The organism is Rhodococcus mengyinensis (assembly GCF_048381435.1).
GTDB lineage: Bacteria > Actinomycetota > Actinomycetes > Mycobacteriales > Mycobacteriaceae > Rhodococcus_F > Rhodococcus_F opacus_D.
This window is the reverse complement of sequence record NZ_JBLWIT010000046.1, coordinates 14,665-29,813: the sequence shown is the minus strand read 5'-3', so window position 1 is coordinate 29,813 and position 15,149 is coordinate 14,665. Positions and strand designations below refer to the sequence as shown.

Genomic DNA, 15,149 nt, shown 5'->3' with positions numbered 1-15,149 from the left:
CAAAGAAGCTACGCGTCCACTGTGCAGTATCTGAAACAACACACACGTTTCAGAACAGAAGAAAGAAGAACACCACCAACAACACTGTTTGTTGTTGTGTTTCTTCGCTGATGTTCCGTGTGACAGTTTCATAGAGTTACGGCGGCCATAGCGGAGGGGAAACGCCCGGTCCCATTCCGAACCCGGAAGCTAAGCCCTCCAGCGCCGATGGTACTGCACCCGACAGGGTGTGGGAGAGTAGGACACCGCCGAACATCCGTTACCGAAAGCCCCCCAACCTTGTTGGGGGGCTTTCGGCATTCCCGGGGACATTCGCCGACCGCATTTGATAACGCTGCGGTAACGTCCCCCCGGTTCCCCTATGGCAGGTCCTTCGCCTGCGTAACGTGGCCCGGGCAGATCCGTTGGGATCGTGCCGTGCGGTGCGCGTCCTCCCGGATCACCCGAGGTGACGAAGGGAATCTGTGGTGACGAGCACGATGTCGAAACAACGTCCGGCAGTCAGGGCGGCTGTCGCCTTCGCAGGCATGATGGTGGCCGCCGGCTCCCTGGCGGGGTGCACGAAGACCGACACGACCAGCGGCGGATCGCTCCTCCAGCAGCTGCAGGACAGCGGAACGGTGACCGTCGGCTTCGCCGGCGAGGCCCCGTACAGCTTCGAGCAGGACGGCCAGCTGACCGGCGCCACCGTGGCCCTGCACCGCGAGATCTTCAAGAACCTGGGCATCGACAACGTCGAGGGCGTGAGTACCGACTTCGGGGCGCTCATTCCCGGCCTGCAGGCCCGCCGCTTCGACGTCGTCAGCGCCGGAATGTCGATCCTGCCGCAGCGGTGCGAGCAGGCAGCGTTCAGCGAGCCGGAATTCAACTACACGACCGCGCTGATGGTGCCCAAGGGTAATCCCGCGAAGCTCACCGACATGCAGTCGGTGCAGCAGAGCGGGGTGCGGATGGCCGCGATGACCGGGGCGATCGAATCGGACTACGCGCAGCAACTCGGGATCGATGCGATGCAGGTGGCGTCGCCGCAGGACGGAATGGACGCCGTCGCCAACGGGCGAGCCGATGTCTTTGCGCTCACCGGAATCTCACTGAACTGGCTGGCGCAGAACAACCCGCAGGCCCCGGTGGAAGTGACCAGCTCGTTCGTCGCCGAGATCGACGGGGTACCTCAGGTCGGTGCCGGAGGCACGGTCTTCCGCAAGGAAGACACCGAGTTGCGCGACGCGTACAACGCCGAGCTGGCCAAGATCACCTCCGACAAGGACAAGTACCTGTCCATCGTCGGACCGTTCGGATTCACCGCGGAGGAACTGCCCGATCCGAACCTGACCACCGCCAAACTCTGCGGCGGGGCCGGCTGATCGTCGGAGAGGTCTGCTGCCTGTGAAGGAGAACATCGACGCCTTTCTGGACGCGTGGCCGAGCATCCAGGAAGGGATCGTTGTCACGCTCCAACTGACGGCGGGCGGTGCCCTCCTCGCGTTCGTCCTCGCGCTCGCGCTCGGGCTGGCCGCCCGTGCGCACAACATCGTGATCAGGGGATCGGCGCGCGCGTTCATCGAATTCTTCCGGGGCACTTCGCTGTTGGTGCAGCTGTTCTGGTTGTTCTACGTGGTTCCGCTGTTCGGCTACCTCATCGACCCGGTGCTCTGCGGGATCCTCGCGCTCGGGCTGAACTACGGCGCCTACGGAGCCGAGGTGGTTCGGGGCGCGATCAACTCGGTGCCGCAATCGCAATGGGAGGCGGCGACAGCGCTGGACTTCAGTCACTGGCAGCGGTTGCGCCGGGTGGTCTTCCCGCAGGCCTGGGCCGAGATGATTCCTCCGTTGACCAACCTCCTGATCCAGCTCCTCAAGGGCACAGCGCTCGCGAGCTATATCCTTCTGCAGGACTTGACCTTCGAGATCGACCAACTCCGGCAGACGACCGGAAACACGCTCTTCGCGTTCGGCGTCGGGCTCGTCATCTACTTCGTCATCGGCTACGTACTGACACTGGTGATGAACGCGCTGGAGGTGCGGGCGAAGAATCGCCTCGGCACGGGACCGTCGCTGCGTGAGATCTTCAGCCTCGCACCCACCGACCCACGGGGACTGGAGGCCGCGAAGCAATGAGCGTCCAGTGGAGTTGGGACCGAGCGTTCGAGGCACTGCCCGTGCTGCTCGAGGGTTTCAAGATCACCCTCATCGCCACCGTTCTCGGGTTCCTGATCTCCGTCGTTCTCGGCCTCGTCATCGCCTTGATTCGGCAGGCCGCGCCGCGATGGGTGAGTGTCCCGGTCCGCGCGATCAGTGAATTCATCCGGCTGACCCCGCTCGTCGTGCAACTGCTGTTCGTGTACTACACGTTCACGGGACTGTCGCCGCTGCAGATCGGTGTCGTCGTACTCGGAATCCACTATTCGACGTACATGGCCGAGGTGTACCGGGCGGGAATTGAAGCGGTGCCCGTCGGCCAGTGGGAGGCGGCGCGGGCGTTGTCCATCGCGCCCACCCGGACGTGGCGTGCGATCATCCTGCCGCAGGCCATCCGTCGCGTCGTCCCGGCGCTGGGCAACTACGCGGTGTCGATGTTCAAGGACACCCCGTTCCTGTTCGCCATCACGGTGGTGGAGATGGTGACGGCCGCGCAGCAGTTCGGCGCCCGGCATTTCCAGTACCTCGAACCGTTGACGCTGGCGGGTGTGATCTTCCTGGTCGCCAGCTACCCGACGTCCCTGCTCATACGGCGATTGGAGAGACGTCTTGCCCGATGACGCGAGCGCAGCAACCCCGATGATCCGATTCGACGACGTCGTGAAGCAGTTCGGCGACCACGTCGTGCTCGACCACCTGGACTTCCAGGTCGCGCGCGGTGACCGGGTGACCCTGATCGGTCCGAGCGGATCGGGGAAGACGACCATCCTGCGACTACTCATGACCCTCGAGAAGGTGAACGAGGGCGTCATCTGGGTGGACGGGGTACCTCTGACGCACGAGGAGAAGGGAAGCAAACTCGTGCCGGCGTCGGAGAAGTACGTGCGCCGGATACGACGCCGGATCGGCATGGTCTTCCAGCAGTTCAACCTGTTCCCCAACATGAACGTCATCGAGAACATCACCGAAGCGCCGATCCACGTGCTCGGACTGGACAAGGCCGCGGCCGTGACGAGGGCACGCGAGTTGCTCGAGACGGTCGGTCTGTCGGACAAGGAGACCGCGCACCCGACGCAACTGTCCGGTGGCCAGCAGCAGCGAGTCGCGATCGCGAGAGCGCTCGCCATGGACCCCGACATTCTGCTGCTCGACGAGGTCACGTCGGCGCTGGATCCCGAGTTGGTGGCGGACGTCCTCGACGTGCTGAGGAACGTCGCGCGCACCACCGACATCACGATGCTGATCGTCACGCACGAGATGCAGTTCGCGCGGGACGTGTCGAACCGGGTGATGATGTTCGACGCCGGGCGGGTCGTGGAAGAAGGCGACCCGGCGACGATCTTCACCGCGCCGAAGAACGAGCGCACCAAGACCTTCCTGAAGGCCGTACTGGCCGAATGATTCCCGGCTAGCTCGAACTGGTCGCGAGTTCCGTCTCCTCGGTGGCGGCGCGTCGGGCCAGCCGGCCCGCCATCCACGCGCATACCAGCAACTGCAGTTGGTGGAACAGCATGAGCGGCAGCACGATCAGGCCGATCGGCTGGCTCGCGAACAGGACGGTGGCCATCGGAAGTCCGGTGGCGAGGCTCTTCTTCGAACCGCAGAACGTGATCGTGATCTGGTCGGCGCGGTCGAAGCCGAGTCGCTTCGACCCGAACCACGTGACGGACAGGACCACGGCGAGCAGCACCGCGCACACCGCGAGCAGAGCGAGGAGCCGGCCGACGGACAGTGTGCCCCAGATGCCCTCGTTCATTCCCTCACTGAATGCGACGTAGACGACCAGCAGGATCGATCCCCGGTCGACGAGCTTGAGCGGTGCGCCGTGCTTCTTCACCCAGGGACCGATCCACCGCCGCACCGCCTGGCCGGCGATGAACGGCAGCAGGAGCATGACGAGAATGCCGATCGCGGAGGACGCGTCGAAGCCTGCCCCCTCGCTCGTCATCAGCAATGCCACGAGGAGCGGTGTCACGAAGATGCCGAGGATGTTGGAGAACGAGGCGCTGACGATGGCACCGGGCACGTTGCCCCGGGCGATCGACACGAAGGCGATCGACGACTGGACGGTCGACGGCAGCAGGCAGACGTAGAGGAGGCCCAGGTACAGCGGTTGGGTCAGGATAGTCGGGACCAGCACGCGCGCAGCGATTCCGAGTAGCGGGAAGATCACGAACGTCGCGGCGAGGATGGTGACGTGGAGACGCCAGTGACGCAGGCCGTGCAGCGCCTCCTGCGTGGACAGTCGGGCGCCGTAGAGGAAGAACAGAATTCCGACGGCAACCTTCGTGGCCCACGTGAACGCGGTCAGGGCCGTGCCGTCCGCGGGGATCAGGCTGGCGATCCCGACGGTGATCAGGATGCCGAGAATGAACGGATCGAGTCTTCTGAGCAGCGGGATCTTCGTCAGCATGGTTCGACCGTAAGCAACGCGCGGATATTTCGAAAGACGATAGTCGCGTTTACTGTAATGCCGAACTGTGATAACAATGGGTGATGTTCGATCCCGTTCATCTGCGGAGCTTTCTCGCGGTCGCGCGCACCCGCAGTTTCACGGCCGCGGCCCGGCGCCTGAACCTGCGGCAGTCGACGGTCAGCCAGCACGTGGGAAAGCTGGAACTGGCCGCCGGGCGCCGCCTGTTTCTGCGGGACACGCATTCGGTCGAACTGACCGCGGACGGCTCGGTGATGGTCGGTTTCGCGACGTCGATACTCGAGCGGCACTCGGACGCCGAGCGCTACTTCACCCAGTCCGGTGTGCGGGGACGCGTCCGGTTCGGGGCGTCCGAAGATCTGGTTCTGCACGAGCTACCTCATATTCTGGGCGAGTTCCGCCGCAGCCATCCGCTCGTCGATCTCGAACTCACAGTGGCGTTGAGTGAAGTGTTGTTCCGGCAACTGCACGAAGGCCGGCTGGACCTGGTGTTCGGGAAGCGGCGCAGAGGAGACCGGCACGGCGAACTGGTGTGGACCGACCGGTTGGCGTTCTTCGCGGCCCCCGACTTCGTTCCGGATGCAGAGGGGCCGGTGCCGCTGGTGACGTATCCGCCGCCGTCGATCACGAGGGAAGCGGCGCACGACGTCCTGGAGAAGTCCGGGCGCGGTGCGCGGGTGGCCTGCGTGACGGACAGTTTGAACGGGTTGCGGGCCGCGTGTCTTGCGGGTCTCGGCGTCGTGTTTCACGCGGAGACCCTGCCGCCCGCAGGACTGGCGCCGGTGCGGATGCGTTCGCGCGACGAGTGGGGACCCGCCGTCGACGTCGAATTCGTGCTGGAGGCCCGCCGGAGTGTTCTCAGCGAACCGGAGCAGGCGCTGCGCGCCGCCATCCTCGAGAATGCGGATCGACTGCGCGCGTGACCTCGGCGGGAAAATCGCCCCCACCGAGGCCGTCGAACTGTCAGAAGATGAGCACGGACAGCGCGGTGGACAGCACCAGGCCGGACACCACGGGCACGAAACACTTCCTGGCGAGTTCGAGGACGGGCACACGGGCGAAGCCGGCCACCGCGATCAACGACGACCAGGCGACGAGCGTTCCACCGCCGGACCAGATGTTCCCCATCTGACCGATCGCGGCCAGAGTTGCGGGGTCCATCCCGACGGCAGGCCCGAGCGCGCCCGCGAGTGAACCGGTGAGCGGCAGCCCGGTGAATCCGGAGCCCTCGAGGCCCGCGATCATGCCGATGGCGAGGATGCCGAACGACGTGACGAACGCGTTCTGCGGCAGGTGGGACTGCGCGGCGTTCACCAGGTCGAAGAGCAGCGTCGGGCCGGTCGCATCCGCAGGAAGCCCGAGAATGGCGGCGGAGAAGTCACCGTTGCCGATGAAGAAGAATCCGGCGATCGGGATCACGATGCCCATGGCCTTGAATGCGAAGACCAGACCGTCGATCAGGTGCTCGGACGTCGTCTCGAGGAAACCCTTCTTGTCGTTGGTCGCGGCCGCGGCGAAGAGGATGAGCGCGGCGATGCCGCCGACCATCGCCGCCGCGTCGCCGCCCTTGAGGTCGGGCACCAGATCGGTGAACTTGCCGACCATGAGGTAGACGATGAACGCCAGATACGCGGTGGGCACCAGTACTGCGAAAGTCTTTGCGGCGCGGATGCTCTTGAACGTGTCGTCGATGACCTGCCGGGCGGAGGCCGTGACGGGTTCGGCGAGGACCGCCGTCGACGTCGGGGGAGCGGCACTCGTCGCCGCTTCGGCCGGTGCACGATCGATCGCGCCGCCGCCGGTGGGGGTAGCACCGGCCTCGGGGGCGTCGCCGCCGGGCTTGCCGAAGTCGCTCTCCGCGCGTGCCTCCCAGTCGGTGAGCAGTTCCGGTGCGGGGCGGCGCATGTGCCTGCGCTGCGTGAAGTAGGCGATGAGGAGTGCGGTGAGACCGACTATCAGGGACATCACCAGGGCGCGGTCCGCGACGACGTCCGGATCGACTCCTGCCGACTTTGCCGACAGGCCCGGCGCCACCTTGATGATGTAGTCGGACGACAGCGCCATGCCCTGCCCGCAGATCGCGATCGCCATGCCGACCGCCATCGGGGGAAGGCCGGCGCGGATGGCGACGGGGATGAGGACGGCTCCGATCAACGGAACCGCGGGGGTTGGCCAGAAGAACAGCGAGATCGTGTAGGTGACGATGGCCAGGACGATGAAGCTGCTGGTGCCGCCGCGCATGACGCGCCGGAACGGGGCGACCATCAACCGGTCGGCTCCCATCTGCCGGAGGGCGCCGAGCATCGCCGTCACCAGCGAGATGATGAGGAAGATGTTGAACAGCTCGCGGGCGGCGACGAGGCTCGCGTTGAAAATCGACGCGAGACCGGTGACGAGGCTGTCGGAGAACACGAAGGCGATCAGGAACGTGCCGATGACGGCGGGGACGACGATGTTCTTCCGCATGAGCATCGTCCCGAGGATGACGATGATTCCTCCGAGATACACCCAATGTGCGGCGGTGAGACTTACATCCACGGTGCGCCCCTTCGAAATAGGTACAGACTAGTGGCACTAGTCACAGTGCAGTGATACTGCGCGGGGCGTTTTCCAGGGTCAACGTCCAGAGTGCACATCGATAACCAGCGTATTTGTGCATTGTGCCCGGCATTTTTCGCCGGGATTGCTTGTTGTCACGCGCAAGTAAAGGAATGCTCGGCAGAAGCCGTTTCACGGAATCCTGTGTTCATAATTAGGCTTGCCTAACCAAACTTGGCGAGCGGGCCGCGGTAAGGGATTCCGGCGAGAACTGGCATCGCCGGAACGCGAATTCTCGGATGAAAGTGGACTCTATGAACACGGCGGTCGGTCAGGCTCAGAGTGCAACCGCGGGTGACGAACGCGGACCCGGCACGTCGCCCGCGCTGGCGGCGCTGCTCGCCGGAACGTTCGTCGGCACGGTCAGCAACAACATCGTCAACGTCCCGTTGAACGCGATCCTCACCGACTTCGACGCCGGTCTCGGCAGCGGCATCTTCGTCGTCGTCGGATTCCTCCTCACCTTCGCTGCGACGATGCCGCTGGCCGGGTGGATCGGAGACCGGTTCGGGCGCAGGCGCGTGTACTGCGCCGCCCTACTGGGAACCGCGGTCTGTTCGCTCGGCGCGGCGCTCGCGCCGTCCCTGCCCGTTCTCGTGCTGTGGCGGTCGCTCGGCGGGATCGCCGCGGCCGCGTTCGCACCCGCGGTCATGGGCCTGATCGCGTGGCTGTTCGGGCCCGCACGGCGAGCGCGCGCCGTCGGCGCCTGGGCTGCGGTAAACGGGATCGGGCAGGCCGTGGGCCCGTCCATGGGCGGAATCGTCAGCGACTGGTGGGGCTGGCGGTGGGCGTTCGTGCCACTGGTGCCGGTCGCCCTGATCGGGTACGCCGCGACCCTCCGCTACATCCCGCGCTACCCCGGCACGAAGATGCGGCTCGACGTGATCGGAGCGTCCACCGTCACACTCGGCGCGGTCCTGCTGATCCTCGGCCTCACGACCGTCTCGATGGAGCAGGTGCCCGCCTGGGTCAGCATCACGACCATCGGCGGCGGAGTCGTCGTCACGGCCGGGTTCGTGCTCCACTGCCGGCGGGCGGCGAACCCGTTCGTGCCCATCGACCTGGTGATCGAATCGCGGTATCTGCGTAGTGCGCTCGCTGCCTTCACCCAGATGTTCGCGCTGGGAGCCCTGCTGCTCGCGCTTCCGCTCTACCTGACGGGCACGGGCAGTTCGACCACGCAGGCGGGGCTGATGCTCTTCGTGCTACCGGTCGTCATGACGTGCGTGGCGCCCGTCGTCGGGCGTCTCGTCGACAGGATCGGGGCCCGGGTGGTGATGCGAACCGGTCTGGCGGTGTTGGTCAGTAGTCAAGTGGCCCTGACGATCACGTTGTCCGCGGACGTCCGGAACCCAGTCGCCGTCGGCGCCGTGCTCCTCGTCGCCGGAGTGGGGATCGGCATGGTCCAGACACCCGCCGCGGCCGGTTCGACCCGATCGCCCGCCGGGGCCGTCGGAACCGGCCTGGGACTGTTCAACCTCATCCGCTTCGGTGGCTCGGCCGTGGGCGCCGCCTGGGTGGGCGTGGCCGCGCACCTGTCGGCCGATCCGTACGGACTGCTGTTCGCCGTGGCGGCCGTCGTTGTGCTCGCCGGACTGGCCGGGACGTTCGCCGGCGAGAACCCGGTGGCCGGCTGAGTGCTAGCGGGTCACGATCTCGTGGTTGACGGTGTCCTGCACCTGGGAGAGCAGATCGAGACGGAGAGCCAGCCACAGCGTGAACTGGTTCTCGGGTTCCCGGATATCCATGCCGATGAGCCGAGACGTGCGATCGAGCTTGGCGATCATCGTGTTCCGGTGGATCCGGAGGCGCCGTGCGGCGGCGTTGATGTTGCCGCCCTCCTCGAGGTAGGCGAACAGCAACTCCTCGGTGTCGGCATGCGAACTCGACGCCCGAAGGGGACCGAGAACGTCACGGATGAGCCGTCGGCTCTCGTCGGTGTCGGTGGCGCGGGCGAGCACACTGAACCCGCGAAGGTCGTTGTAGGCCACCGAACCGGACAGTCCGAGCCGCTGGGCGATGCCCAGGGTGATGCGGGCCTCGCGGTAGCTTTCCCCGACATCGCGGGCACCCGCCGCGGGACGTCCGTGGGCCACCGGAATCCGCTGACCCAAACGGGTTTCGAGATCGAGCGACATGGCGTGGGCGTACTCGCTGATCTCGGATTCGACACCCGGCGTGTCGACGGAGCTCAACGATCGGATCACCACGAGCACGTCGCCGATGACGGTGACGTGCGAACGTACGCCCGGACGCGGCAGGACGCCGGCGGCGTACCGTGCCAGCCGGACCATGCTCGCGCCGGGTCGTCCCGACGCCCGGTCGACGAGACCGGGGGCGACGAACACGATGTAGTGCAGGTCCAGATCGATCTCGTGCAGCGCGGCCCGGGTGCGCAGGTCGTGGTCGTTGGCGAAGTTTCCGTGCACGAGGGCCTGGACGAAGTCTCCGCGCGCCCGCTCCTCGGCCTCGTCCACGCTCCGCTGCCGGAGCATCTCGGTGCCGATGATCGTTCCGGCCTGTTCGACGACCACCCGGTGCTGTGCGATGTCGTGTCTGCGGGGGTTCGCCCCGGGGACGACGACCACGATCCAGCCCTCGTAGCGGCCGGCGAGTTGCATGGCCCCGGCGACTGCCGTCGTGGGCGCGAACAGTCCCTCCGGATGCTCCAGGCGGAACACGTGAACGTTGTGCATCCGTGCCGGTGGTGATTCCTCGAGGCGCGGCAGGGCGTCCGCGAGAGCCTCCAGCAGGGCGACGGTGCCCGCGTCCTCGACGTCCGGGAGGCCGGCGTGCGCGAGGAGGCGTCCCCGGACGTCCAGGGCGACGGCGACGTCCGAGGTCAGCGTCGCGACCTCACGGATCAGCATCGGCAGGCCCGCGCCGCGGTGCAGCAACCCCGCAAGCGACTGGTGCACGGTGAGGGCGTAGCGCATCACGTGCGCTTCCTGGGTGAGTGCGCGCTCGGCGAGGAGCCGGTTGAGTGCGGTGAACCCGACGGGAAAACCCAGCTCCACGACCGTGAGTCCGGTCGGCCAGACCGTGCCCGCGGGCGCCGACCCGTCGACGAGAAGGACCCCGGCGCCCCGCGCCACCAGCGACTCGAGTTCACGTCCGTGCGCGGACAGCGTCTCGGGCCGGGTGTACACAGCGACCTCGGCGAGGGAATCGGGCCTGCTCAGCACCTCACCCCACGGCAGGCACCACGTCACCGGACCGCTCAGGGCGTCCGTACCGGACAGCAGCCGGGCCGACGCGAGCAGGGGCTCTTCCAGCAAGCCGCGTAACGACAGTCGCTCGTCCTCTGCGGCCGGTGTCGTGGTGTCGTCCACTGCGGACCCTCCTCGGGTGGTCGAAAAGTGCAGTATGGCGGAGCGCACGCCTGCACTGCCTATGCACTATGCCCTGATTTCGCCGAGATTGCCGGATAGTTTGACCATGGTTCCTCCGGCGATGCCGGTGATAGAAATCGGTGCATCACTTCCTCCCGAATACGCAACGGAGAAGACAATGCATCAGGTTCACCGAATCACCCTCGACGACGCACTCCCACTGCTCGCCGCGGGACGCGCGAAGGCCGAGGAAATCGGCGTCAAGCAGACCCTGTGCGTCTGTGACGACGGCGGCAACGTGCTGGCCCTGCACCGACTGCCGGGAGCGCGCCTCACCGGCGTCGACATCGCGATCGCGAAAGCGTTCACCGCCGCCGGCCACGAGCGGGCAACGCACCTGTTCAACGAGGCTCCCGACGGTCCCGCGTTGCCCGGGAACGAGGCATTCGGCATCAGCCAGATGCTGCCGGGCAAGTTCGCGGTGTTCGTCGGCGGATTTCCCCTCGTCTTCGACGGCCAGATCGTCGGCGGCATCGGCATCAGCGGCGGAAACGGCAAGCAGGACAAGGCGGTCGGTGCGGCGATGCTGGCCGAGTTCGAAGCCCTCGCCGCAGTACCCAGCTGAACGCCCACGATGTGCCGACAACATGCACATCGAAACCCTTCCAACGCAGTCACTTCGGCCGTGGTCGGGCAGACCGCGAGTCGATAACGTCGAATTCACTCCAGTCGGAGCATCCCCAACCAATCTCATACTCGAGGAAGACGAGGCACATCATGACCGAACTTCTAGGCAGGGACGATTTCCGCGCAGCTCTGGAGAACGCGATCAAGGGCCGCGAGGCGAAGAACGCGTCGTTCAGCAAGGCGTGGGCCGAGGGCAAGCTCGAGAAGCACCATTTCGCGCGGTGGGCGGAGAACCACTACCACTACGTCGGACCCTTCGCCGACTACCTCGCGAACATCTACTCGAACACCCCCGACACCTTCACCAATGCAAAGGATTTCACCCTCCAGAACATGTACGAGGAGGAACTGGCCGACATTCGGCACACCGACCTCCTCATCAAGTTCGCCGAGGCGTGCGGCACCACGAAGGAACGCGTCGAGGATCCGTCGAACATGAACGCGATCACCCGCGGTCTGCAGTCCTGGTGCTACGCGGTGTCGCAGCGTGAGCACTTCGTCGTGGCCACCGCCGCACTCGTCGTCGGACTCGAGTCGCAGGTGCCGAGCATCTACAAGAAGCAGATCGTTCCTCTGCGTGAGGTGTACGGGTTCACCGAGGACGAGATCGAATTCTTCGACCTGCACATCACGTCGGACGTCGTGCACGGTGAGCGTGGATACCAGATCGTGCTCGACCACGCGGATACCCCGCAGTTGCAACAGCGATGCCTGCAACTCGTGCAGTGGGGCGCCGAGATGCGCTTCTCGTACACGAAGGGGCTCTACGACACGTACGTGGCAACCGACCTCGAGCTCGCGACCGCCTGACCGTGCGAAGGGAGGGGTCCGCGCATCGGACCCCTCCCGACGCAGGCATCTCGCCCGACAGGAGAGAACGATGGAGACGAACTGGACCCGGCTGGTCACCGTCCGTGAGCTCAGCCGCCGCCGGAAGCTTCGCGTCGAGGTCGGGGACACTGCGGTCGCCCTGTTCCAGGCCGACGACCGGATCTACGCCTTTCGTGATCTGTGCATCCATCAGGATCGGTCACTGGCGAAAGGCACCCTGCTGCACGGGCGGGTCATCTGCCCAGGCCACCAGTGGGCGTTCGACCTCGACACCGGCTACGAGGAAGACCAGGACCTGTGCCAGCCGACCTACGCGGTGAAGGTCGAGGACGACGTCGTCTACGTGGATCTCACCCGCAGCCCCGATTACGCCGAGACCGCGACTTCGCCGGCCGAAGTCGACTGAGAGAGCGAGCGACCCCATGACGTTGAACACCATCGTCACCATCGGCGCAGGCCAGACCGCCGCCGTCGCGGCGCGCACCCTGCGACGCCGAGGATTCGACGGCAGGATCCTCCTCGTCGGCGACGAGCCGCACGCGCCGTATCAGCGGCCACCGCTGTCCAAGGAATTCCTTGCCGGGCAGGAGGATCGCGAGTCGTTGATGCTGCTTCCCGACGCGTGGCGCGACAAGCAGAACGTCGAACTCCTCACCGGCACGACGGTGACCCGGATCGACGCGAGCGGCGGATCGGTCGAATTGTCCGACGGGCGAAACATCGCGGCCGACGCGGTACTGATCGCGACCGGCGGCAGACCGCGCACGATGCCGGTGAACGGGCCTGCGCCCGAACGAGTGCACTACCTGCGGACGATCGACGACGCCGAACGGCTCGCCGCCGACCTTCGTCCCGGCGTCGGTCTGGTGCTGATCGGTGGAGGCTTCGTCGGGCTCGAAATTGCCGCCACTGCAACAGCCCTGGGCGCCGAGGTGACCGTTCTCGAAGCGGACCCGGTGCCCCTCGCCCGAATCCTCGGACCCGAGATGGGCGACGTCTGCACTCGATTGCAGCGGGAGAACGGAGTCACCGTCCGCGGCGGCGTCCGGGTCGACACCGTGACGACCAGGCCGGACGGCGTGCTCATCGCCCTCGAGGGCGGCGAGGTGATTTCGGCCGACGTCGTGGTGGTGGGCATCGGGATCGTCCCCAACGTCGAGGTCGCGCGGGTCTCCGGTCTGGCCGTCGACGGCGGAATCCTCGTGGACGCGCAGGGGCGGACCTCGATTCCACACGTCTACGCCGCCGGCGATGTGGCAGCGCGATTCTCCGACGCGGCAGGCAGGCACGTTCGCGTCGAACACTTCGACAACGCGAGCAAGCAGGGGGCGGCGACCGCGAACCTCATGCTCGGACGTGTCGGGGTGGTGGACCCCGCGCACTGGTTCTGGTCCGATCAGTTCGGCAAGAACATCCAGTTCACCGGCGCGGCCCGCTACACCGACCTGGTGTTTCGCGGCAGCGCCGACGACGGCGAGTTCACCGCCTTCTATCTGGACAGCGGTGTCGTGCGCGGCGCCTTCACGCTCGACCGCGGCGACGAGATCAGCGCGGCCCGAGAACTGATCGGCCGGTCGATCGCGCCTGCCCGGTTGGCGGACGAGGACGTCGACCTGTTCGACCTGATGGACGATGACGAGGAATTGGTGACGGTGTCATGATCGAGGGACTCAATCTCATTGACGGGCAGTGGGTCCCGTCGTCTTCCGGTGCGACGTTCGAGCGGCGCAATCCCGCGGATCACGACGACGTGATCGGCGTGTTCCCGGATTCCACCGAGGCGGACGTGGATGCCGCCGTCAGCTCGCTGGCCAAGGCGGCGCCGCAGTGGGCCGCGACGCCCCCCGAACGCCGCGCGGCAATCCTGGAAGCGGCGGCCGCGCACCTCGAGGCGCGGGCAGGCGACCTCGTCGACGAACTCGTCCGAGAGGAGGGCAAGACCAGGGCGGAGGCGACCATGGAAGTCGGTCGCACACCGATGAACCTGCGCTTCTACGCGGGTGAGGCGCTCCGCACCACCGGCAGCACGTACCCCACCCCGGGGGAGGGGCTTGTCATCACCCTGCGGGAACCTGTCGGAATCGTCGGGGCGATCACCCCCTGGAATTTCCCGCTCAACATTCCGTCGCGCAAACTCGGACCGGCGCTGGCCGCCGGAAACGTCGTGGTGTTCAAACCGTCCGAACTCACCCCGCTGATGGGACAGCGGCTGGTCGAGGCGCTGCTGGCCGGGGGACTTCCGGCCGGTGCCCTCGCCCTGGTCCAGGGTTCCGGTCGCGCCGGCGGCGCGGTCGCGGCGGACGAGCGCGTCGATGCCGTGACGTTCACCGGCTCCACCCAGGTGGGCCGTGCGATCCACGCGGCGGTGGGTCCGTCTCGCCGCAGTCAGCTCGAGATGGGCGGCAAGAACCCCGTCGTGGTCCTGGGCGACGCCGACGTGGACAAGGCGGCCGCACTGATCGTCAAGGGCGCCTTCGGATTGTCCGGGCAGGCGTGCACGGGCACCAGCCGGGTGATCGCGGTGGACGAGATCCACGACCGGTTGCTGGACCGCGTGGTGGAACTCGCCGAAGGGATCATCGTCGGCCCGGGCGCCGAACCGGGTGTGGGCATGGGAGCTCTCGCGAGCAAGGCGCAGCTCGTCAAGTTCCTCGAGTACGTGCAGATCGGCCGCGACGAAGGAGCCGAACTGGTCTGCGGCGGAGTAAGTCTCGACAGGGGGAACGGCTATTTCGCCGTCCCGACCGTGTTCGCCGGTGGCAGCCCCGACATGCGGGTGGTCACGGACGAAGTGTTCGGACCACTGCTGGTCTTCCTGCGGGCGTCCGGCTTCGACGAGGCAGTTGCGCTCGCGAACGACACCGAATTCGGGCTCAGCGCGGGAATCGTCACCAACGACGTGACCAAGGCACTCGTGTTCGCGGGCCGTTCCGAATCGGGCCTGGTGAAGATCAACCAGCCCACCACCGGCATGAGCATGAACGCTCCGTTCGGCGGATACAAGGCCTCGAGCACTCAGACCCACAAGGAACAGGCGGGTGACTCGATGATGCAGTTCTACCAAGCCGAAAAGACCGTCTACCTCAGCCCTTCGGCCTGAGACCTACCTGTCGACAGAGGGAGAAGAC

The 15,149-nt window shown here is 66.3% G+C and carries 14 protein-coding genes and 1 rRNA gene; 12 read left to right on the top strand and 3 right to left on the bottom strand.

Annotated features, from left to right (window positions below; genetic code table 11):
* Nucleotides 1–137 precede the first annotated feature (137 nt).
* The 5 genes from rrf to ehuA all read left to right on the top strand — a co-directional run bounded on the left by rrf (nt 138) and on the right by ehuA (nt 3,540).
* Nucleotides 138–254, top strand: a 5S ribosomal RNA gene (rrf, locus tag ACNJ7E_RS08700).
* Nucleotides 255–479: 225 nt separating this feature from the next.
* Nucleotides 480–1,364, top strand: coding sequence for an ectoine/hydroxyectoine ABC transporter substrate-binding protein EhuB (gene ehuB / locus ACNJ7E_RS08695; protein WP_105419557.1), 885 nt, complete (start codon nt 480–482; stop codon nt 1,362–1,364).
* Nucleotides 1,365–1,386: 22 nt separating this feature from the next.
* The gene (gene ehuC / locus ACNJ7E_RS08690) at nt 1,387–2,118 is read left to right on the top strand and encodes an ectoine/hydroxyectoine ABC transporter permease subunit EhuC (protein ID WP_005262075.1); all 732 of its coding nucleotides are present in this window, start codon (nt 1,387–1,389) and stop codon (nt 2,116–2,118) included.
* Nucleotides 2,115–2,759: an ectoine/hydroxyectoine ABC transporter permease subunit EhuD gene (gene ehuD, locus ACNJ7E_RS08685; RefSeq protein ID WP_005262076.1), complete on the top strand. Its 645-nt coding sequence runs from the start codon at nt 2,115–2,117 to the stop codon at nt 2,757–2,759. The genes ehuC and ehuD overlap by 4 nt, the downstream gene beginning before the upstream one ends.
* 19 nt (nt 2,760–2,778) lie before the next feature.
* Entirely contained in the window at nt 2,779–3,540 is a 762-nt protein-coding gene (gene ehuA, locus ACNJ7E_RS08680) for an ectoine/hydroxyectoine ABC transporter ATP-binding protein EhuA (protein WP_011596790.1), read from the top strand.
* A 7-nt stretch (nt 3,541–3,547) separates the two neighbouring features.
* On the opposite strand, the gene ACNJ7E_RS08675 is transcribed toward ehuA, so the two are convergent.
* Nucleotides 3,548–4,552 carry a bile acid:sodium symporter family protein gene (locus ACNJ7E_RS08675; protein ID WP_283336391.1) on the bottom strand — a complete coding sequence of 335 codons (1,005 nt, stop codon included), beginning with the start codon at nt 4,550–4,552 and terminating at the stop codon, nt 3,548–3,550.
* Nucleotides 4,553–4,635: 83 nt separating this feature from the next.
* Here ACNJ7E_RS08675 and ACNJ7E_RS08670 point away from each other — a divergent pair, with 83 nt between their 5' ends.
* Complete coding sequence (locus tag ACNJ7E_RS08670) at nt 4,636–5,496, top strand: LysR family transcriptional regulator (protein WP_418339619.1); 861 nt, start codon at nt 4,636–4,638, stop codon at nt 5,494–5,496.
* 40 nt (nt 5,497–5,536) lie between these two features.
* Here ACNJ7E_RS08670 and ACNJ7E_RS08665 read toward each other — a convergent pair whose 3' ends face one another.
* A complete protein-coding gene (locus tag ACNJ7E_RS08665; RefSeq protein WP_418339618.1) occupies nt 5,537–7,111 on the bottom strand; it encodes a TRAP transporter large permease in 1,575 nt (524 codons plus the stop codon).
* A 314-nt stretch (nt 7,112–7,425) separates the two neighbouring features.
* Here ACNJ7E_RS08665 and ACNJ7E_RS08660 point away from each other — a divergent pair, with 314 nt between their 5' ends.
* Nucleotides 7,426–8,808, top strand: a complete 1,383-nt coding sequence (locus ACNJ7E_RS08660; protein WP_280779155.1) for an MFS transporter — start codon at nt 7,426–7,428, stop codon at nt 8,806–8,808.
* Nucleotides 8,809–8,811: 3 nt separating this feature from the next.
* On the opposite strand, the gene ACNJ7E_RS08655 is transcribed toward ACNJ7E_RS08660, so the two are convergent.
* Nucleotides 8,812–10,503, bottom strand: a complete 1,692-nt coding sequence (locus ACNJ7E_RS08655) for a PucR family transcriptional regulator (protein ID WP_280779154.1) — start codon at nt 10,501–10,503, stop codon at nt 8,812–8,814.
* A gap of 178 nt (nt 10,504–10,681) precedes the next feature.
* Here ACNJ7E_RS08655 and ACNJ7E_RS08650 point away from each other — a divergent pair, with 178 nt between their 5' ends.
* The 5 genes from ACNJ7E_RS08650 (at nt 10,682) to ACNJ7E_RS08630 (ending at nt 15,121) form a co-directional block, all read left to right on the top strand.
* Nucleotides 10,682–11,128: a GlcG/HbpS family heme-binding protein gene (locus tag ACNJ7E_RS08650; protein ID WP_005262083.1), complete on the top strand. Its 447-nt coding sequence runs from the start codon at nt 10,682–10,684 to the stop codon at nt 11,126–11,128.
* A gap of 152 nt (nt 11,129–11,280) precedes the next feature.
* Nucleotides 11,281–12,000: an iron-containing redox enzyme family protein gene (locus tag ACNJ7E_RS08645; RefSeq protein WP_009477440.1), complete on the top strand. Its 720-nt coding sequence runs from the start codon at nt 11,281–11,283 to the stop codon at nt 11,998–12,000.
* 70 nt (nt 12,001–12,070) lie between these two features.
* A complete protein-coding gene (locus ACNJ7E_RS08640) occupies nt 12,071–12,427 on the top strand; it encodes a Rieske (2Fe-2S) protein (RefSeq protein ID WP_280779151.1) in 357 nt (118 codons plus the stop codon).
* 16 nt (nt 12,428–12,443) lie between these two features.
* A complete protein-coding gene (locus ACNJ7E_RS08635; RefSeq protein WP_280779150.1) occupies nt 12,444–13,682 on the top strand; it encodes an NAD(P)/FAD-dependent oxidoreductase in 1,239 nt (412 codons plus the stop codon).
* Nucleotides 13,679–15,121 (top strand): aldehyde dehydrogenase family protein, encoded by a 1,443-nt coding sequence (locus ACNJ7E_RS08630; protein ID WP_280779149.1) that lies wholly within the window; start codon nt 13,679–13,681, stop codon nt 15,119–15,121. The genes ACNJ7E_RS08635 and ACNJ7E_RS08630 overlap by 4 nt, the downstream gene beginning before the upstream one ends.
* Nucleotides 15,122–15,149 lie beyond the last annotated feature (28 nt).